Source organism: Halomonas sp. BC2 (assembly GCF_002078115.1).
Taxonomy (GTDB): domain Bacteria; phylum Pseudomonadota; class Gammaproteobacteria; order Pseudomonadales; family Halomonadaceae; genus Vreelandella; species Vreelandella stevensii.
In genome coordinates, this window is record NZ_LFGT01000001.1 from 84578 (window position 1) to 103114 (window position 18537).

The following is an 18537-nucleotide window of genomic DNA, read 5'->3' on the forward strand; positions in this document are numbered from 1 at the left end:
GACCTGCGTATTTGGGGCCTTCGCCTCTGACGCTTCGGCCTTCTCCTGAGCGCGGGCCAGCGCTTTGCGGTGCGCTTCCTTGTTGATTTTCTGCTCCAGGGTCTCGACGCCTTCGGTCAGGTCATCGTGAAAACGCTCCCAGTCTTCCCAGTCATGAGGCGTACCCGCTTTGGGGCGCTGGTTACCGGAGCCGCGTGCCCGCTCCCAGGCTTTTTCTTCCAGGGTATTGGGGCGCTCCGGCTCTCGTTCCAGACCGACTCCCTTGCGGTTGAGGTATTCACGTGCGTCCATAAAAGCTCCTGACTACGTCGCTGACGATTCGACCATGGTCAACCGTTGAATGTCTGAAGTATGGGGGCAAGGCAGGGCAAGTTAAATCTCCTACAGTAAAAGAGTTGGCCGTGCCTGGCGGCCACTGCGTCACGCTCGAGGAGACTGCCCATGAACAACAAGATTCCGGATACCGTACGCGACATCATGTCCCGCGATTGCTACCGCGTCTCGGGGGAAACGTCCATCACCAACCTGGCGCAAGGCCTGGCGCTGCATCGCCTGCCTGGCGCACCGGTCGTCGATGCAGCCGACCGGCTGATCGGCTTCATTTCCGAACAGGACGTGCTTGGCCGCGTACTGGACAGCATATACCATGACGACGAGGCGCCACTGGTCAAAGAGCTGATGCGCCAGGACGTGCTGACCACGTCGCCCAACCAGAGCATCACCGACCTGGCTCAGGAGATGCTGGGCAAGAAGCCCAAGATCTATCCGGTGGTCGAACAACAGCGGTTGGTTGGCATCGTCACCCGCCGCGACATCCTGATCGCCCTGTTGACCATTCGACGTCATTGAGCCGACATTTTCTTGATCGCAAAAAAAACCGCTGCTTGAAAAAGCAGCGGAAGCAAGGGATCGAAAACAATAGCCAGAACAACACTATTAGCGACTGCCATCGCGATGTTGCCTGTACACTATCAGACACTGCCCAGAGGAAAAGTTCGCACAAAGGTCAAAATTTTCGTCTTCCCCGGGGTACGCGTATACTGGGCACTCCCCTACTCACCGCGACACAGGGAGCGTGACATGGCACTTTATTTACTGGTCTTTGGCGTTTGCGTCGTGGTGATTGGCGGCGTGCTGTTGGCGCTGATGACCGCCAGCACACCGCGCTATCGCACCGAGCCTCAGGATCTGATCGCTCTGTTCGACAAGGCCCTGGCCAGTCAGGTGAGCGAAACCGAGTGGAACACCATCATTGGCTACCCCATTCGGCATGACGAATACCTGGATAACATACGCCGTCGCGCATCCCACTTGATGGATAGCCACGGCAGGCGCTGGCAGATCGCCCAGGGCAAACCGCTGCTCAACGCCACCGGTCAGGAGGAGCTGCAGGCCCTGCGCGACCACCTGGCGGCCCATACCGCGCTGGGCCAGCGCTAGCCTTGCGTCGTCGAGGAGATCTTCATGCCCAGCACCATTCGCCAAATCCCGCTGGAGAGCGCTACCCGCCACCACGCCCATGACTTTCACCAGATCGTCATTACCCTGTGCGGCTCTTCCGAGTTCGAGATCGAGGGACTGGGCGGACGCGTCAATGCATTTTCCGGCTGTATCGTGCCCGCCAATCACGAGCATTACTACTCTGGCAGCGGCCATAACCGCCAGCTGATTCTGGACCTGCCGGAAGACGCCCCCGCACTGACGGGAGAGCATCGTGAGCTGGTGGCGCTGTTCGATGCGCCGCGTTTTTTTGCACTGGACAGCGCATTACGCCACTACCTGACCTTCGTCGAAAGCGAGCTGGCCCGAGGATTCGACAACTCGGCCACCTCCTTTCAACAGGACCGTCTGGCCGCGACGCTGCTGGGGTCGTTGAAAGCCCGCCTGGGGGCAGAGCCATCCGCTGCCCAACGGCGCATCGACCTGCACCAGATCGACCGTTTCATTCGCCGCCATCTGGCCGACGAGCTGCGCGTTGCCGACCTGGCCAAGCTGGCCTGCCTGAGCGAGGCCCACTTCTCGGAACGCTTCCGTGCCCAGACAGGCTTGTCGCCTTGGCAATACGTGCGTCGACAGCGCCTGCACGCCGCTCGGCAGCTGATTCTGCAAAGCCGCCTGCCTTTGACCGATATTGCCATCCAGACCGGCTTTGCCAACCAGAGCGCCCTCTCTCATGCGTTTCGGCGCAGTTACGGCGCCTCGCCCCGTCAGCTGCGCCAAGGCGGTGCCAGCCCTACGCTCGCTACGTCCAACCCAGCCTCGGGGTCGGCCCCTGCCGCCCCGCTGGTCTCCCCCTGCCGTTAGGCCAGCACGAGACACTCAACCCCCTTCGACCGCCCGGCAGCGTTGAGAGCTGCGCTGGCAAGTGGTCAGCCGCTCTACTAAAGTCGTAAAAAGATCCTTCTTGCCGAGAATTTGACACGTTTTGCCATGAAAACGACATACAACTGACGGGCGCGCGCTCTACATTCGACAACATACTGGGCGCCTGCCCTGCTATCACTGTTTTTAAACGCTAGTGAATCCAGCCATTCGCTTCAGCAGCCTGTTTCAGACCTGTCTTACGGGGGCCTCAATGCTTAATGCCAAGAAAATGCGTGACCCAGCCATCTGGCAAACCGACCTTGATACGCTGATGGCGCGTATTAGCGACCACTACATCGTGGATGAGGACGCCTACGTCAGCGAGCTGATCAAGGTACTGAACGCCGACTCGGACGACTTCTCCCGCATCGAAGCCAACACGGCCGCGCTGGTGCGAGAAGTACGCAACATGGACACCGCCGTCGACACCATCGACGAGCTGCTGCAGCAGTACAGCCTGGACACCCATGAAGGCCTGATGCTGATGTGCCTGGCCGAAGCCATGCTGCGCATCCCGGACACCGCCACCGCCGACGCCTTGATCGAAGATAAGCTGGGCCCGGCCGACTGGCAGTCCCACGTGGGCAAGAGCGAGTCCTGGATGGTCAACGCCTCGACCTGGGGCCTGCTGATGACCGGCAAGGTACTGAAGCTGGACCACCCAAAAGAGGGCCAGCCTGCTCACTTCATCAATCGCATGGTCAACCGTATGGGTGAGCCGGTGATTCGCCGGGCGATGATGGAAGCCATGAAAATCATGGGCAAGCAGTTCGTGCTGGGCCGCGATATCAACGAAGCGCTCAAGCGCTCGAAGCCGCTGTTCAACAAGGGCTACACCTACTCCTACGACATGCTGGGGGAAGCCGCCCGCACCCGCGCCGATGCCAAGCGCTACTTCGACGACTACGCCCGCGCCATCGAGCAGGTGGGCAAAGCCTGCAAGACGCTGGGCGACAAGACCCCCGCCCCGTCGGTGTCCATCAAGCTGTCGGCCCTGCATCCGCGCTATGAGTTTGGCCGTCGCGAGCAGGTGCTGGCCGAGCTGGTGGACACCGTGATCAAGCTGGTCACCAAGGCGCGCGAGCTGGACGTGGCCGTCACCATCGACGCCGAAGAGGTAGACCGTCTGGAGCTGTCGCTGGAGGTCTTCCGCGCTATTTACCAAAGCAGTGCTGCCAAGGGATGGGGCCACTTCGGCCTGGTGGTGCAAGCCTATTCGAAGCGTGCGCTGCCCGTGCTGCACTACCTGAACCGACTGGCCGACCAGCAAGGCGACGAAATTCCGCTGCGCCTGGTGAAGGGCGCCTACTGGGACAGCGAGATCAAGGAGTCGCAGCAGCTGGGGGTCGATGGCTACCCGGTCTACACGCGCAAGGCGTGTACCGATGTGGCCTACCTGGCTTGCGCCCAGTTCCTGCTCTCTGACGACACCCGCGGGCGCATCTTCCCGCAGTTCGCCACCCACAACGCGCATACCGTGACCACGATTCTGGAGCTGGCCAACCAGGACAGCCGCCCGTTCGAGTTCCAGCGCCTGCACGGCATGGGCGAAGCGCTGTATGACGCCGCCCTGGCCCGAGCCCCCAAAGGCACCTACTGCCGCATTTACGCCCCGGTGGGCGCCCACAAGGACTTGCTGCCCTACCTGGTGCGTCGCCTGCTGGAAAACGGCGCCAACTCCTCGTTCGTGCACCAGATCGTCGATCCCGAAGTGCCGGTGGAGTCGCTCTGCAAGCACCCCATCGAAACCCTGCGCCAGCAGAAGAGCTTCTACAACAAGCGGATTCCGCTGCCCAAGGACATCTACGGTGCGAAACGCCGCAACTCTCGTGGCGTCAACCTCAATATCCGCAGCCAGTACTATCCGCTGATGGAGAAGATGGCCACGTTCATGGACAAGCAGTACCCCACCCGGCCGCTGCTGGCGTTCGACGTGGCCGAAGATGCGGGCAATACCCATCGCGTGACATCGCCCTTTGACCGTCGCCAGACCGTGGGCAGCGTGCAGTGGACCAGCAAGGAGCAGGCGGCCAAGGCACTGGACGCTGCCTGGGAAGCGTTCCCGCGCTGGGATGGCACGCCGGTTGCCGAGCGCGCGGCCATCATTCGCCGCTTGGGCGACCTGATGGAAGAGCACATGGCCGAGCTGATGACGCTCTGCTCCCGGGAGGGTGGCAAACTGCTCACCGACGGCGTGGACGAGATCAAGGAGGCCGTGGATTTCTGCCGCTATTACGCCATGCGCGCCGAAGAGTCGTTCGGCGAGCCCATCGAGCTGCCTGGCCCCACCGGTGAATCGAACCGGCTATCCATGGGCGGCAAGGGCGTGTTTGCCGCCATCAGCCCCTGGAACTTCCCGGTAGCCATTTTCTGCGGTCAGATCGTCGCAGCCGCCGTGGCAGGCAACACCGTGCTGGCCAAGCCCGCCGAGCAGACCTCTATCGTCGCGCATCGCGTCATCGAACTGCTTTACGAAGCGGGCATGCCCCGCGATGTAGTGCAGCTGCTGCCGGGCGACGGCCCCACCGTGGGTAGCGTACTGACCTCCGACCCGCGCATCACCGGCGTAGTGTTCACCGGCGGTACCGATACGGCTCAGATCATCAACCGCGCCCTGGCCGCCCGCGAAAACGCGCCGCTGCCAACCCTGATCGCGGAAACCGGCGGCATGAACGCCATGATCGTGGATTCCACCGCCCTGCCCGAGCAGGTGGTCATGGACACGATCCAGTCAGCGTTCCAGAGCGCCGGGCAGCGCTGTTCTGCCCTGCGTGTGCTTTACCTGCAGGATGACGTGGCCGACCGCGTCATCGAGATTCTCAAGGGCGCCATGAGCGAACTGCGGATCGGTGACCCGCGCGATTTGGGCACCGACGTGGGCCCGGTCATCGATGAGGACGCGCGCAAAGGGCTGCTGGCACATATCGACAAGCTCAAGGGCGAGAACCGACTGGTCGCCGAAACCCCGATGACCGCCGAGCACACCCAACACGGCACTTTCGTGGCCCCGGTCGCCTTTACCATCGACAGCATCGATGCGCTGACCCGCGAGCAGTTTGGCCCCGTGCTGCACATCGTGCGCTACAAGGCCCGCGAGATCGACAAGGTGATCAACGACATCAACGGACGGGGGTATGGCCTGACGTTTGGCGTGCATAGCCGTAACGAATCCTTTGCCGCTGAAATAGCGCAGAAAATTCGAGTAGGCAATGTGTACATCAACCGTAATATCATCGGCGCAGTGGTCGGCGTGCAGCCATTCGGCGGTCAGGGCCTTTCGGGCACCGGCCCCAAAGCGGGTGGCCCACACTACCTGCAGCGCTTCGTGACTGAGAAGACGATCACCAACAACACCGCCGCCCTGGGTGGCAACGCGTCGCTATTGGCGCTAGGGGATGAGTAGAACGCTCATCGACATAAACTAACCTGAACTCCTGAAAAGGATCCGTCTCATGGTTGACAATAATAGCGTGACTGCCTGCGCTGCCACGGCCCTCCCAGGCCGTGCACCAGGCACAGGGAACTCGACATCGATACTCCGCCATACCCTTTCCGGCGCCCTGCTTGACGGCTCGAGCCGTGGCCAGCCACTGGCCACGCCGAACCGGCAGGGAAATTAACAACAAGATCAACGTGCCTTGGCCACGCACCGCCAAGGCGCTGACGCTGTCGGAGCCAGGGATGTACGAAAGAGCGGCCAGCATGCGCGGGCTTTCGTAGGTGACCTGACTCCGTTCTGACGAACTGGAGAAGTGTTATGGCTACTGGTGTTTGGATTAGCTTGCTTGGATATTTTGCGCTCATGATCGCCATCGGCATCTATGCCATGCGCAAAGCGACCTCTTCCTCGGAAGATTACATGTTGGGGGGCCGTACTCTCAGCCCGCAGGTCGCGGCACTCTCGGCAGGGGCCTCCGATATGAGCGGCTGGCTGCTGCTGGGCTTGCCCGGGGCCATGTTCGTGTCTGGGCTGGGCTCTGCCTGGATCGGCATTGGCCTGCTGGTGGGCGCACTGCTCAACTGGATACTGGTCGCGCCTCGCCTGCGCGAGCAGACCATTCATTACGGCAACGCGATTACCATTCCGGCGTTTCTGGCCAACCGATTCCCGACCCGTGCCCTGGCACTGCGCACCGTGTCGGCCATCGTGATCGTGATCTTCTTTGCCGTGTATACCGCCTCGGGCCTGGTAGCCGGTGGCAAGCTGTTCGAAACGGCCTTCACCGGAGTGTACAACTTTGGCGACATGAGCAACTACGCCATGGGCGTCATCATTACCCTCGGCGTGGTGCTGATCTATACCGTGGTAGGCGGCTTCCTGGCCGTGAGCATGACCGACTTCGTGCAGGGCTGCATCATGATGCTGGCCTTGATCATCATGCCTGCGGTAGTGCTGTTCGGTGACGGCGGCGGTGGTTTCTCACAGGCCTCGGTGACGCTCAATAGCATCGATCCCACGCTGCTCTCCTGGACCACGGGGCTGACGTTCGTAGGCTGGCTTTCGGCGGTGACCTGGGGCCTGGGCTATTTTGGTCAGCCGCACATCATCGTTCGCTTCATGGCCATTCGCTCACAAGAAGACGTGCCTGTAGCGCGTAACATCGGTATGGGCTGGATGCTGGTTTCGCTGATCGGTGCCGTATCGCTGGGCCTGGCGGGCCGCGCCTTCGCAGTGCGTAACGGCATGGACATCCAGGACCCTGAAACCATCTTCATCGTGCTGGCCAACCTGCTCTTCCATCCGCTGATCACCGGCTTCCTGTACGCGGCGCTGCTGGCAGCCATCATGAGCACCATCTCAAGCCAGCTGCTGGTGTCCTCCTCTTCGCTGACGGAAGACTTCTACCGCCTGTTCCTGCACAAGAATGCCACCGAGCAGCAGTGCGTCGCGGTGGGCCGTGTGTGCGTCGTACTGGTGGGTATCGTGGCCGCCATCATTGCTTCCAATGAAGACTCGCAGGTGCTGGGGCTGGTCAGCAACGCCTGGGCAGGCTTTGGCGCCGCCTTTGGTCCGCTGATCATCCTCTCGCTGATGTGGCCGCGTACCAACGGTGCTGGCGCGCTGGCGGGCATGATCGTCGGTGCCGCCACCGTCATGATCTGGATTTCGTTGGGCTGGAGCGGCTCCTTCCTGGGTGGCCCGGGCGTCTACGAAATCATCCCCGGCTTCATCGCTTCCTTCATCGCCATCCTGGTCGTCAGCAACATGACCGCCGATGCCGGTGAATACCAGCACATCGAGCGCTGATTTTGGCGATGACTCTTACCCCCTACTCTTGACCCTTTTGCCAACCTCACCACCTGCTTCGGCAGGCACTGAGCACTGGCAAGCACGCATCCGAGACCTCCTCGTCAAGGCCCCGCCTTGCAGGAGGTCTCTTGCATTGTTGGCCGCTTGCGCAGCGCTCTTTGCCTCAGGTCAATAACTCACCGCTTCTGGCTGGTTATAGTGGCGCCATGGATCGCGAACCACTCACCCTCATCATGGTCAGGAGCAACATTATGCGCCCGTTCAAGCCCTCTACTCTCATCGCTGCCAGCATGGCCGCTGCAACGCTGGCCGCCAGCAGCCAAGCGTTTGCCTACGGCGCAGGTGATTTCTTTACCCGCGTGGGCGTGGCACAAGTGTCACCCAAAAGCGATAACGGCGCTCTGGCCGATGGCGCCCTGTCGGTAGACGTTCAGGACAAGACCGACTTCGCCTTTACGCTGGGCTATCGCTTTCATGACAAGATGGGCGTCGAACTGCTGGCCGCACTGCCCTTCAAGCACGACATTGCCCTGAACGGCGAGAACCTTGCCTCGACCAAGCACCTGCCACCCACCCTGACGCTGCAGTATTACCCGCTGGGCGGCACCCAGGCACGGGTTCAGCCCTACATTGGCGCCGGTATCAACTACACGCGCTTCTCGGACGAACAGCTGGCGATTGGTGAGTTGGATCTGGACGACTCCTGGGGTCTGGCAGGCCAATTGGGTATCGACCTGCTGATCGACGACAACTGGGCGCTCAACGCCGCCGCCTGGTACCTGGACATCGATACGGACGCCACGGTGAACGGCGCCGCAGCGGGCACCGTCGAAATCGATCCCATCGTGGTCATGGCGGGTCTCAGCTACCGCTTCTAGAAGATGCGGGGCTACCCATCCAACCAAACAGGCCCGGGCATTTGCTCCGGGCCTGTTCGGTTGAGAAGCACGGCAGCGCCGCGCTGGCGGCTACCTGTTCAGTTGTCCGTCACCAGCTGGTCGACTCTTTCCATGGCGCGAATGACCAGCACCTGGTCGCTGGCGCGCACTTTCTCCTGCATCAGATAAGCGGCCATGGCGGGCGCTACCTCACACTTGGCGGGCATGGTCGCCTGGGCCTCGACCAGCGCGGTCAATCGGGCCACGAACACATAGCGCACCCACTGGGGCAGCGACATGGTATCCACACAAAAGGGCTCCTGACTGGCAAACGCGCTCGCCTCTGGAAGGGAGGTGCGCCATAGGTTGGCGGCTTTCATCGCGGCTTCAAGCTCGAGAAGCGCGGTTTGAAGCTGTTGATGGACGCTCATAAACAGTCTACTCATAAGGAATGGTCGGCGTGATTATCCCAACTCTGTGGGTAACTTGCCACCGAGAGGCATGGCCAACGCGTTTATGCACAGATTCACAGAAAACCTGCAAGAGGCTGTGGATAAACTATGGAAAGGTGTCGCAACGGCTACTCCCACGGGGCCCGGGGAATGTTGTTCACTTTTTGACCACCTCGACGATAAGGTATGGCTTTATCAATGGTTACGGCTGACAGTGACCGAGCATCAAGGTAGAGTGCACGCTTGAAATTCGGAAGGATGTCATGCAACCAATTACTACCCTCGATGAGTTCTTTACCCGCAGCGGTGCTGACGTGACGCTCTACCATATGGGGCGTCGTGTCGTGCCTTGCTCGCGGGATACCCTGCGCGGCTTCGAGCAGGCCGAGCACGCCTGGCCCGAGCCCTGGCAGGGGCAGGCGCGCCTGGGCATCGTGTTTAGGCTGGGCGCCATGCCTGAACCGGCCATCTGGTTTCTCGCCCTGCCGCTGGACGAGCAGGGCATGCTCTCGCCTGCACAGCGGGATGGCTTCATCAATCGCCTGCTGGAAACCCTAGGGCGTAATGCCCTGGCGTCAGAGCAGCAGACATTGACAGCTGACGCCAGCGCTGGCGTAGACGACCTGATGAAGGACAACCCACTGGCTTTCACGCCCGACGTCACCTTTCAGGCCATGCTCAATGCCCGTGCGACGCTGCAGCTGGGGTTACCTGCCAGTCAGCATCTGGAGCCGGTAGAAGCGTATTTGAGCGGCCAGCAATCGATCGATTGGCAAGCGCTGGGCGTTCAGGGTCTGGCCGATTTCACGGTTCGCATGGATGACGATGCCGCCGAGGCGCTGGCCAAGCGGTTTTCCGAGTTGCCTGTCAACGTTATCCATGCGCTATGCTACTGCCTTGAACATCGGCCTTTGCAAACGTGCCTGCTGGTGGCCCTGCAGGCACGTGGCGAACAGGCCGCCAGTGAAGGAGACGTGGAAACCTTGTGCGCCTGCGTGCGAGCGGTGGGCAGCTCACCAGAACCCACGGTAGGCGATTGGTACACGAGCTTGCTTGAGGATAGCGCTGCCTGCGGCCCTGACCTGATGGCTGCCATGGCCGGGCGCGGCTGGCAACTGCTGGAAGACGCGACACGCCTGCCGCTGTTCCTGAACAGGCTGGCCGAAAACGTGCATGCCGATTTCTCAGCCGTCGTGCGTGATATCGCCCTCGTTCCCAGGCTACGCTTGCCTGTCATGTTGACCCTGCGTGACGCACCTGTCGGTTCACCCATGCACGCACGCCTGGCAGGCCTGATGCCGCGCCGCGCATAAATTCGTAACAGGTGACGGTCATCATCATGCTGTTCTGCTCTTATTATCTCAGGAGTCACCCGTGAAGGAATTACCCTATCAGGCCAAGGCCGTGATTGGCCGCCGTGAAATGGTCACGTTGACCGACCTGGGGCTTCATCTGTGCTGCAAGGCCGATACCGGCGCACGCACCTCTGCCCTGCATGCCGAAGAGATCGAGACGGAAGAAGACGCCCATGGGCAGCTGTGGGTCAGTTTCGTGACACACAGCGGGGGTCCCGACACCCCAGGGCATCGTTATCGTCTACATTTACACGACAGAAGACGGGTGACCAGCTCCAATGGGCACAGCGAATGGCGCTACGTCATTCGCACACAGATGGAACTGGGCCAGCTCAGCTTTCCCGTCGAACTTACCTTGACCGACCGCAGCAATATGCGCCACCCCATGCTATTGGGCAGGCGCGCCATGCGTCGTTTGTTAGTCGCACCCGGCGCTGCCTTTTTGCACGGCGAGCCTTGAATACACTTAATAAGCCTTTCTGTTTTGGCCCGGAGCCCTGCATGCATATTGCCCTACTTTCGCGTAACCGCAATTTATACTCGACCCGCCGCCTGGTGGAAGCCGCCGAGCAGCGCGGCCATACGGCCCGGGTGGTGGATACGCTACGCTGTTACATGAGCATCGCCTCTCATCACCCCTCGATTCATTACAAGGGGGCTGAGATCGAGCCCTTCGATGCGGTCATCCCCCGCATTGGCGCCTCGGTGACTTTCTACGGCTGCGCCGTGCTGCGCCAGTTTGAAATGATGGGCACCTACGTGATCAACGACTCGGTCGCTATCACCCGCTCCCGCGACAAGCTGCGCTCGCTGCAGCTACTTTCCCGCAAGGGGCTGGGGCTGCCCATCACCGGCTTCGCCCACTCGCCAGACGACATTCCCGACCTGATCACCATGGTCAAAGGTGCGCCGCTGGTCATCAAGCTGCTGGAAGGCACTCAGGGCATTGGCGTGGTACTGGCCGAGACCAACCAGGCTGCCGAGTCGGTGGTGCAGGCGTTCATGGGCATGAAGGCCAACATCATGGTGCAGGAGTACATCAAGGAAGCCAAAGGCGCCGACATTCGCTGCTTCGTGATTGGCGACAAAGTCGTGGCGTCCATGAAGCGCCAAGCGGCCGAAGGCGAATTTCGCTCCAACCTCCACCGTGGCGGCACGGCCAGCGTAATCCGCATTACCCCTGAAGAGCGCTCCACCGCCATCCGGGCAGCCAAGGCCATGGGCCTGCGCGTTGCCGGTGTCGATCTGCTGCGCTCCAACCATGGGCCGGTGATCATGGAGGTCAACTCTTCTCCTGGGCTGCAGGGAATCGAGAGCGCCACGGGCAAGGACATCGCGGGCATGATCATCGAACATATCGAAAAAAACGCAACACCTGCCCGAAAAGCGCCCCCCAAGCCTAAAGGCTAACGTCCAAAGGTAAAAATAATCCGCATTAGGGGTGGCAAATCAACGCTGCCACCCCCACAATCTGCGTCACCGAAGGAGGTAGACGCTCATGTTTCTCGACAATCGCCAAGTGGCGATGGACAGCGTGCTGGAAGCGCTGGCCGATAGCATTGATTATTTCCAGGACAATATCGAACGCCTGCGCCCCTCGCTGCGCGACGCGCTGAAGCCTCACTACACGGCTCGACTGAAACAGATGCGCAAGCTGCAGGAGTTGGCCCGTGCCCATCTGAAAATGCTTCCCAGGGATGCCGACGTGGAGCGCGATGACTTTCTGTGGCTGTGGAGCCGCCTGAAAAGCTTCGTGGGCAACGATAGTCAGGTTCTGATCAATGAACTGTTGGAACAAGAGCGTGTCTTGATGCAAGCCCTCTCGACCCTGTTTACCCACCCGCTGCCCGACCCCATCGAACCCGTTGTGGAAGAGTGCATGCAGGGCTGCCGTAAATTGATCCGCGAGCTGTATAGCCTGCAAAAGCGCAAAGCTCGCCGCTAAGCGCTCCTTTCGCGCACCTTCAAGGAGCCGCCGACGGCTCTAGCTGCCGCGCTGGCTCTCCGAGCAGAGGGAGTTCCGGATAGAGCAGGCGCACGCCTTCCAGGTCGATCAGCACATCAGTGGTCACGGGTGGCGGCTCCAGAGGCAATCGATCACGGCTCAGCACGATAGGCTCGGCTGGCCCCAGAAAGTGAGGCTCCCTGCCCCACAGGTACAGATCCCCTAGCGTCGCCATACGCGCCAGCCACTCACGCACCTTGAGCCGCCACTCGCCCGCCGAGGGCTGCTCTTCGGCCACACAACCCGTCACGTCCATGCCCAGCGAACGGCCGATAAAAATCGCTCGTGGCAAGTGCCAGCTCTGGGTCACCAACAGCGCCTGCTCCAGCTGAAAGACATGCCGCGCTCGCACCATGGTGTCGTAGGTACTGAAGCCCGCGAAATCCATGGTCAACCTGTCGGCCGGCACTCCTCGTCGATAAAGGTCGCGCCACATGGCTCGGGGCTCGTTGTAGGCCTGGGTGCGGTTATCACCGGAGAGCAGCAGATGCTGCACGCGCTCATCGGCTATCAGGCGCGCCGAGGTGCGCATACGCGCGTGAAAATGGGGGTTACGCAGCCCGCTACGTGTCCAGCGAGAGGTGCCAAAAACGATAGCGACATCCGTTGGACGGCACTCTTGCAGCTGCGTATGGATATAGCGTGAGGTGCTCAGCAGTACCCAGGCGTTGCCTGCCGCCAATAGCAAAGCCGCCAGCAGCACCATGGCTACCAGCGACAGCAGACAACGTTTTACCCAACGAAATAACAGGCTGTGCATCCAGCTCCCCAGCAGGGGTTAGAACATGCCGAGCTCAAGCTTGGCTTCATCGCTCATCATGTCACGACTCCAGGCGGGGCTGAAGACGATTTCGGTATGCACCTTGCTGATCTGCGGCGCTCCCAGAATCTTGTTGCGCGCATCGGCAGCGATGACATCGCCCATGCCGCAGCCAGGCGCGGTCAGCGTCATGCGAATGGTGACGATGCGCTCACCGCTGATCAAGCGCTCGATACGACACCCGTACACCAGCCCCAGATCGACGATGTTGACCGGGATTTCCGGATCGAAACAGGTGCGCAGCTGATCCCAGACGAACTGCTCGATCTCGTCATCGCTGGCGGATTCAGGCAGCGTAGGTCGTGGCAATGCTTCAAGCCCCAAGGCATCGAGATTGCGACCCTCGATCAGATACAGCCGCCCTTCGTATCCAACGCTGACAGAGCTGCCTTTCGCCTGCATGACACTGACGATGCTATCTTCTGCCAGCGTATCCGTCTTGCCGAACGGAATGGCAATGGCTTCTACATCACGCTGTAGCGGCAGTTTCTGGCCTCGTTCGAGGCTGGCCACTTGCTCGATATCCATAGATGTCCTTAGCGTACCATTTGGATCACACGGTTCAGCGCCGCAACGAACGCATCGACCTCTTGCAGGGTATTATACGCTGCAAACGAGGCGCGACAGGTAGCCTCGACGCCAAAATGGTGGAGCAGCGGCTGCGCACAGTGATGCCCCGTACGAATCGCCACACCCAGCTGGTCGATCAATAGCCCGATATCCTGGGAGTGGGCACCGTCCACCACGAACGACAGCACCCCCGCCTTGTGCGGCGCCGTGCCTAGAATGCGCAGTCCGTCGATATGGCTGACGGCCTGAGTGGCATGGGTCAACAGCACGGCTTCCCAGTCGCCAATGGCCTCTACCCCCACGTCCTCTATCCACTGCAGCGCACGCCCCAGCGCAATCACTTCCGCGATGGCAGGCGTGCCGGCCTCGAACTTGTGGGGAGTGTCCGCGAAGGTCGTGCCCGCGTCGAACGAGACGGTCTTGATCATCTCACCGCCCCCCTGCCAGGGCGGCATGGCTTCCAGCAACGCCGCCTTGCCATACAGCACGCCCACGCCCGTGGGGCCATACACCTTGTGGCCAGAGAAAGCGTAGAAGTCGGCGTCGATGTCCTGAACATCCACTTTTTGATGCGGCGTTGCCTGGGCACCGTCGACCAGAATCAGTGCACCCTGCTGATGGGCCAACGCAGCCATTTCCTTGACCGGATTGATGGTCCCCAGCGCATTGGACACATGATTCACCGCCACCAGCCGGGTCCGCTCGTTGAGCAGTGTGCGATAGGCGTCCATGTCCAGCGCACCATGAGCGTCTACCGGGATCACCTTGATGGTGAAACCACGCTCTGCGGCCAACAGCTGCCAAGGCACGATATTGGAGTGGTGCTCCAGCATCGAGATGAGCACTTCGTCGCCCGCCTGCAGCTGGCTTCGCCCCCAGCTCTGGGCGACCAGATTGATCGCCTCAGTGGTGCCCCGGGTGAAGATGATCTGGCGAGCATCCTCGGCATTGAGAAAGTCCCTGGCGCGATGACGTGTCGCTTCGAACGCGGCCGTGGCCTCATCCGCCAGGGTGTGCAGCCCACGGTGGATGTTGGCGTTGTAGCGAGCGTAGTAGTCGCCAAACACGTCGATGACCGCCTGGGGAGTCTGGCTGGTAGCGGCATTGTCCAGATAGACCAGCGGCTTGCCGTGCACTTCCCGCTGGAGCACGGGGAATTCGCGGCGCAGGGCCTCGATATCGTAGGCGGCGGTGCTGGCCGTGGTCGCTTTCTCAATCACGCTCTGGGGCATGGGGGACTCCTTGATTAATCGTTCAGCGCAGCCGCTGCTTCCACCAGCCCTGCCAGGTTGAAGCGCTCGGGCAGCTTGCCTGCCACCGCCAGCTCGACTCGCTCGGCAATGGCATCCAGCGTGACCTGTTCCAGCACTTCACCGGCAAAGGCCAGCGTCAGCAGGCCGCGCGCCGTGGCTTCGTCGATACCCCGTGTACGCAGCGCATAGACGGCTTCTTCATCCAGCTGGCCCGTGGTGGTGCCGTGGGAGCACTTGACGTCATCGGCGTAGATTTCCAACTCCGGCTTGGCGTTGATTTGCGCGCGGTCGGAGAGCAGCAGGTTCTGGTTGCTCTGGAAGCCTTCGATTTTCTGGCTGTCGCGCTTGACGTATACCCGGCCGTTGAAGACGCCCTGCGCGCGGTCATCCAGAATGCCCTTGTAGTTCTCGTTGGAGAACGTCAGCGGCGCGTTGTGGTTGACCTTGGTGTGGTTATCCACGTGCTGGCGACCCTGACCGAAGAACAGACCGTACAGGTTGCTTTCGGCGCCCTGGCCGTCCAGCTCGCAAATCAGGTCGTTGCGCACCAGCGCACCGCCCAGATTCAGGTTGTAGGAGGTGTAGCGGCTGTCGCGACTCTGCTCCACGTGGATACTGGCAATGTGCAGATCGCCCAGCGGAGCTTCCTGAAGCTTGTAGTGGTTGAGGATCGCACCACGGTCCAGCATCAGCTCACCCACCACGTTGGTGAAGTTGGCAGCATCGGCTTCCCCCACGTAGTGCTCGATCAGCGTGGCCTCACTGCGCCCAGCCGCTTCGACCAGCACCCGCGGGTGGCTCATGACCGGCGCCCCGGCCCGTGAGAGAAACTGCAGCAGAATCGGCTTTTCCACTACCGTGCCGGGCGCAATACGCACCACGGCCCCTTCTTCCACGAACGCAGTGTTGAGCGCCGAGAAGGGCGAGAATTCCACGCCGGTCAAACGACCCAACGGGCCACCCACCGCTTCATGGTTGTCGCTGAGCGCTTTGGAGAGCGGCATGACCTGCACGCTGGAAGGCAGGCCTTCCAGGTCAGACAGCGCCGCCGAAAATACGCCATCGACGAAGGTCAGGCGATAGGCTTCCAGTGGCAGTGTCAGCGCAGCCGCCTGCGCCTGAGAGAACTCGGCGTTATCGGCCAGGGCGAAATTTCCCTGAGCAATGGCGCGTACGTCGGTGTATTTCCACTCTTCATCGCGACGAGTAGGAAAGCCCATCGCCTCGAAGCGTGCAGCCCCCGCCTGGCGGCGTGCGGCCATCCAGCTGGGCTCTGCGCCACGCTGTTGGCTGCGCGCCGCCAGCGTATCCAGAAAGGTTTGTGTCTCGCTCATGCCACGGACTCCTCGATGCCTTCGTAACCGTTGGCCTCCAGCTCTTTGGCCAACGCCGCGTCACCGGTCTTGACGATACGACCATCCATCAGGACGTGGACCTTGTCGGGCACGATGTAGTCCAGCAGGCGCTGGTAGTGCGTGACCAGCAGAATGGCACGCTCTTCGGCGCGCAGGCTGTTGACCCCATCGGCCACCACCTTCATGGCGTCGATATCCAGGCCGGAATCGATTTCGTCCAGCATGGCCAGCTTGGGCTGCAGCACCAGCATCTGCAGGATTTCGTTACGCTTCTTTTCACCGCCGGAGAAGCCTTCGTTGACCGCGCGCTGCAGGAAGCTGGCATCCATTTTCATGAAGTTCAGCTTCTCTTTGACCAGCTTCATGAACTCTGGGGCGGGCATCTCGCCTTCACCGCGGGCAGCACGCTGCGCGTTCAGCGCCGACTTCAACAGGTAAATGTTCTTCACCCCCGGAATCTCGACGGGGTACTGGAAACCCAGCAGCAGGCCTGCCTGGGCGCGCTCTTCGATTTCCATTTCCAGCACGTCCTGGCCTTCGAAGGTAATGGTGCCTTGGGTGACTTCGTAGCCATCCTTGCCCGCAATGACCGCTGACAAGGTGGATTTACCCGCGCCGTTGGGGCCCATGATGGCGTGCACTTCACCGGCATTGATGGTGAGCGTCAGGCCTTTCAGAATCTCTTTGCCGTCGACGGTGACGTGTAAATCATTCACTTGCAACATAGTAATCGCCTTTTAAAAAATAGGGGGATGCCTGCGCGGTTAGCCCACCGCACCTTCAAGAGTGACGTTCAACAGTGCTTCCGCTTCTACCGCAAACTCCATCGGCAGCTCCTGGAAGACATCCTTGCAGAAGCCGTTCACGATCATGCTCACCGCATCTTCTTCCGAGATGCCGCGGCTCTGGCAGTAGAACAGCTGGTCTTCACCGATTTTCGACGTGGTGGCTTCGTGCTCGATGGTCGCCGTGCTGTTGCCGATTTCCTGGTACGGGAAAGTGTGGGCACCGCACTTGTCGCCAATCAGCAGCGAATCGCACTGGGTAAAGTTACGTGCGCCTTTGGCGCGCGGGCCGATCTTGACCATACCGCGATAGGACTGATCACTCTTGCCCGCCGAGATGCCCTTGGCCACGATGTAGGAGCGTGTGCCCTCACCGATATGGATCATCTTGGTGCCGGTATCCGCCTGCTGGCGCCCGTTGGTCACGGCCACCGAGTAGAACTCACCGATGCTGTCCTTGCCGCGCAGCACGCAAGAGGGGTATTTCCAGGTAATCGCCGAGCCGGTTTCCACCTGTGTCCAACTGATACGCGAGCGCTCACCACGGCAGTCGCCGCGCTTGGTCACGAAGTTGTAGATACCGCCCTTGCCCTCTTCATCCCCGGGGTACCAGTTCTGAACGGTGGAGTACTTGATGTAAGCATCATCCAGCGCCACCAGCTCGACCACCGCCGCGTGCAGCTGGTTTTCGTCGCGCATGGGCGCCGTGCAGCCTTCCAGATAGGAGACCTGGGCACGGCTTTCACAAATGACCAACGTACGCTCGAACTGCCCGGTATTGGCCGCGTTGATACGGAAGTAGGTGGACAGCTCCATCGGGCAAGTGACGCCTTCCGGCACGAAGACGAACGAGCCGTCGGTGAACACCGCAGAGTTCAGCGCAGCGAAGTAGTTGTCGGCGACCGGTACGACGGTGCCCAGATACTGCTTGATCAGCTCCGGGTAGTCGCGGATGGCTTCCGAGATGGAGCAGAAAATGACCCCGGCTTCCGCCAGCTCTTTCTTGAACGTGGTAGCTACCGACACCGAATCGAATACCGCATCGACCGCCACGCCTGCCAGGGCAGCACGCTCGTGCAGCGGGATACCCAGCTTCTCATAGGTTTCCAACAGCTTGGGGTCTACCTCATCGAGGCTTTGAGGGCGGTCTTCCGGGCGCTTTGGCGCGCTGAAGTAGGAGATCGCCTGATAATCGATGGGCGGATAGTTGAGGTGTGCCCAGGAGGGCTCTTCCATTTTCAGCCACTGACGATAGGCATCCAGACGCCACTCCAGCATCCATTCCGGCTCGCCCTTCTTTTTGGAAATGAAGGCGATGGTGTTTTCATCCAGGCCAGGTGGCAGTGTGTCGCTTTCGATATCGGTGACAAAGCCATCTTTGTACTCGCGACGAACCAACTGTTCCATTTCTTCGCTTGCCATGGTGATACCCTCCGGGCAGTTGGGTGG

At 60.9% G+C, this 18537-nt stretch carries 17 protein-coding genes and 1 pseudogene; 10 read left to right on the forward strand and 8 right to left on the reverse strand.

Annotated features, from left to right (window positions below; all coding sequences use genetic code 11):
* Window positions 1–291 (reverse strand): annotated as a pseudogene (locus B7L71_RS00380) (YqaE/Pmp3 family membrane protein); the annotation flags it as partial.
* A gap of 150 nt (window positions 292–441) precedes the next feature.
* Between B7L71_RS00380 and B7L71_RS00385 the strand changes: the two are divergent.
* From B7L71_RS00385 to B7L71_RS00410, 6 genes are all read left to right on the forward strand, one after another.
* Window positions 442–849 carry a CBS domain-containing protein gene (locus B7L71_RS00385; protein ID WP_016914252.1) on the forward strand — a complete coding sequence of 136 codons (408 nt, stop codon included), beginning with the start codon at window positions 442–444 and terminating at the stop codon, window positions 847–849.
* A 231-nt stretch (window positions 850–1080) separates the two neighbouring features.
* Entirely contained in the window at window positions 1081–1440 is a 360-nt protein-coding gene (locus B7L71_RS00390; protein ID WP_081135100.1) for a hypothetical protein, read from the forward strand.
* Window positions 1441–1464: 24 nt separating this feature from the next.
* The gene (locus B7L71_RS00395; protein ID WP_081135102.1) at window positions 1465–2304 is read left to right on the forward strand and encodes an AraC family transcriptional regulator; all 840 of its coding nucleotides are present in this window, start codon (window positions 1465–1467) and stop codon (window positions 2302–2304) included.
* 271 nt (window positions 2305–2575) lie between these two features.
* Window positions 2576–5767 carry a bifunctional proline dehydrogenase/L-glutamate gamma-semialdehyde dehydrogenase PutA gene (gene putA, locus B7L71_RS00400; RefSeq protein ID WP_081135105.1) on the forward strand — a complete coding sequence of 1064 codons (3192 nt, stop codon included), beginning with the start codon at window positions 2576–2578 and terminating at the stop codon, window positions 5765–5767.
* A 354-nt stretch (window positions 5768–6121) separates the two neighbouring features.
* Entirely contained in the window at window positions 6122–7612 is a 1491-nt protein-coding gene (gene putP / locus B7L71_RS00405; RefSeq protein ID WP_081135106.1) for a sodium/proline symporter PutP, read from the forward strand.
* A 254-nt stretch (window positions 7613–7866) separates the two neighbouring features.
* Window positions 7867–8493, forward strand: a complete 627-nt coding sequence (locus B7L71_RS00410; protein ID WP_026001742.1) for an OmpW/AlkL family protein — start codon at window positions 7867–7869, stop codon at window positions 8491–8493.
* A gap of 98 nt (window positions 8494–8591) precedes the next feature.
* On the opposite strand, the gene B7L71_RS00415 is transcribed toward B7L71_RS00410, so the two are convergent.
* Entirely contained in the window at window positions 8592–8924 is a 333-nt protein-coding gene (locus tag B7L71_RS00415) for a YqcC family protein (protein WP_081135109.1), read from the reverse strand.
* Window positions 8925–9208: 284 nt separating this feature from the next.
* Between B7L71_RS00415 and B7L71_RS00420 the strand changes: the two genes are divergently transcribed.
* From B7L71_RS00420 to B7L71_RS00435, 4 genes are all read left to right on the forward strand, one after another.
* Window positions 9209–10258 carry a DUF3549 family protein gene (locus B7L71_RS00420; RefSeq protein ID WP_081135112.1) on the forward strand — a complete coding sequence of 350 codons (1050 nt, stop codon included), beginning with the start codon at window positions 9209–9211 and terminating at the stop codon, window positions 10256–10258.
* Window positions 10259–10319: 61 nt separating this feature from the next.
* Window positions 10320–10760, forward strand: a complete 441-nt coding sequence (locus B7L71_RS00425; RefSeq protein WP_039179438.1) for an ATP-dependent zinc protease family protein — start codon at window positions 10320–10322, stop codon at window positions 10758–10760.
* 41 nt (window positions 10761–10801) lie between these two features.
* Window positions 10802–11710 carry a 30S ribosomal protein S6--L-glutamate ligase gene (gene rimK / locus B7L71_RS00430; protein ID WP_016914261.1) on the forward strand — a complete coding sequence of 303 codons (909 nt, stop codon included), beginning with the start codon at window positions 10802–10804 and terminating at the stop codon, window positions 11708–11710.
* A gap of 88 nt (window positions 11711–11798) precedes the next feature.
* Entirely contained in the window at window positions 11799–12245 is a 447-nt protein-coding gene (locus tag B7L71_RS00435) for a hypothetical protein (RefSeq protein WP_039179432.1), read from the forward strand.
* 19 nt (window positions 12246–12264) lie between these two features.
* Here B7L71_RS00435 and B7L71_RS00440 read toward each other — a convergent pair whose 3' ends face one another.
* Genes B7L71_RS00440 through sufB form a run of 6 tightly spaced genes read right to left on the reverse strand, consistent with a single transcriptional unit; the run spans window position 12265 to window position 18510 of the window.
* The gene (locus B7L71_RS00440; protein WP_081135115.1) at window positions 12265–13065 is read right to left on the reverse strand and encodes a SanA/YdcF family protein; all 801 of its coding nucleotides are present in this window, start codon (window positions 13063–13065) and stop codon (window positions 12265–12267) included.
* An 18-nt stretch (window positions 13066–13083) separates the two neighbouring features.
* Entirely contained in the window at window positions 13084–13653 is a 570-nt protein-coding gene (sufT, locus tag B7L71_RS00445; RefSeq protein WP_039179426.1) for a putative Fe-S cluster assembly protein SufT, read from the reverse strand.
* An 8-nt stretch (window positions 13654–13661) separates the two neighbouring features.
* The gene (locus tag B7L71_RS00450) at window positions 13662–14927 is read right to left on the reverse strand and encodes a cysteine desulfurase (RefSeq protein ID WP_081135117.1); all 1266 of its coding nucleotides are present in this window, start codon (window positions 14925–14927) and stop codon (window positions 13662–13664) included.
* A gap of 14 nt (window positions 14928–14941) precedes the next feature.
* Window positions 14942–16282 carry a Fe-S cluster assembly protein SufD gene (sufD, locus tag B7L71_RS00455; RefSeq protein ID WP_016914266.1) on the reverse strand — a complete coding sequence of 447 codons (1341 nt, stop codon included), beginning with the start codon at window positions 16280–16282 and terminating at the stop codon, window positions 14942–14944.
* Window positions 16279–17028 (reverse strand): Fe-S cluster assembly ATPase SufC, encoded by a 750-nt coding sequence (gene sufC / locus B7L71_RS00460; protein ID WP_016914267.1) that lies wholly within the window; start codon window positions 17026–17028, stop codon window positions 16279–16281. The genes sufD and sufC overlap by 4 nt, the downstream gene beginning before the upstream one ends.
* 39 nt (window positions 17029–17067) lie before the next feature.
* A complete protein-coding gene (sufB, locus tag B7L71_RS00465; protein WP_016914268.1) occupies window positions 17068–18510 on the reverse strand; it encodes a Fe-S cluster assembly protein SufB in 1443 nt (480 codons plus the stop codon).
* Window positions 18511–18537 lie beyond the last annotated feature (27 nt).

Bases quoted from the DNA above. Each gene is read 5' to 3' on its own strand.
- B7L71_RS00385 (WP_016914252.1), top strand. From the start codon at position 442: ATGAACAACAAGATTCCGGATACCGTACGCGACATCATGTCCCGCGAT.
- B7L71_RS00390 (WP_081135100.1), top strand. From the start codon at position 1,081: ATGGCACTTTATTTACTGGTCTTTGGCGTTTGCGTCGTGGTGATTGGC.
- B7L71_RS00395 (WP_081135102.1), top strand. From the start codon at position 1,465: ATGCCCAGCACCATTCGCCAAATCCCGCTGGAGAGCGCTACCCGCCAC.
- putA (WP_081135105.1), top strand. From the start codon at position 2,576: ATGCTTAATGCCAAGAAAATGCGTGACCCAGCCATCTGGCAAACCGAC.
- putP (WP_081135106.1), top strand. From the start codon at position 6,122: ATGGCTACTGGTGTTTGGATTAGCTTGCTTGGATATTTTGCGCTCATG.
- B7L71_RS00410 (WP_026001742.1), top strand. From the start codon at position 7,867: ATGCGCCCGTTCAAGCCCTCTACTCTCATCGCTGCCAGCATGGCCGCT.
- B7L71_RS00415 (WP_081135109.1), bottom strand. From the start codon at position 8,924: ATGAGCGTCCATCAACAGCTTCAAACCGCGCTTCTCGAGCTTGAAGCC.
- B7L71_RS00420 (WP_081135112.1), top strand. From the start codon at position 9,209: ATGCAACCAATTACTACCCTCGATGAGTTCTTTACCCGCAGCGGTGCT.
- rimK (WP_016914261.1), top strand. From the start codon at position 10,802: ATGCATATTGCCCTACTTTCGCGTAACCGCAATTTATACTCGACCCGC.
- B7L71_RS00435 (WP_039179432.1), top strand. From the start codon at position 11,799: ATGTTTCTCGACAATCGCCAAGTGGCGATGGACAGCGTGCTGGAAGCG.
- B7L71_RS00440 (WP_081135115.1), bottom strand. From the start codon at position 13,065: ATGCACAGCCTGTTATTTCGTTGGGTAAAACGTTGTCTGCTGTCGCTG.
- sufT (WP_039179426.1), bottom strand. From the start codon at position 13,653: ATGGATATCGAGCAAGTGGCCAGCCTCGAACGAGGCCAGAAACTGCCG.
- B7L71_RS00450 (WP_081135117.1), bottom strand. From the start codon at position 14,927: ATGCCCCAGAGCGTGATTGAGAAAGCGACCACGGCCAGCACCGCCGCC.
- sufD (WP_016914266.1), bottom strand. From the start codon at position 16,282: ATGAGCGAGACACAAACCTTTCTGGATACGCTGGCGGCGCGCAGCCAA.
- sufC (WP_016914267.1), bottom strand. From the start codon at position 17,028: ATGTTGCAAGTGAATGATTTACACGTCACCGTCGACGGCAAAGAGATT.
- sufB (WP_016914268.1), bottom strand. From the start codon at position 18,510: ATGGCAAGCGAAGAAATGGAACAGTTGGTTCGTCGCGAGTACAAAGAT.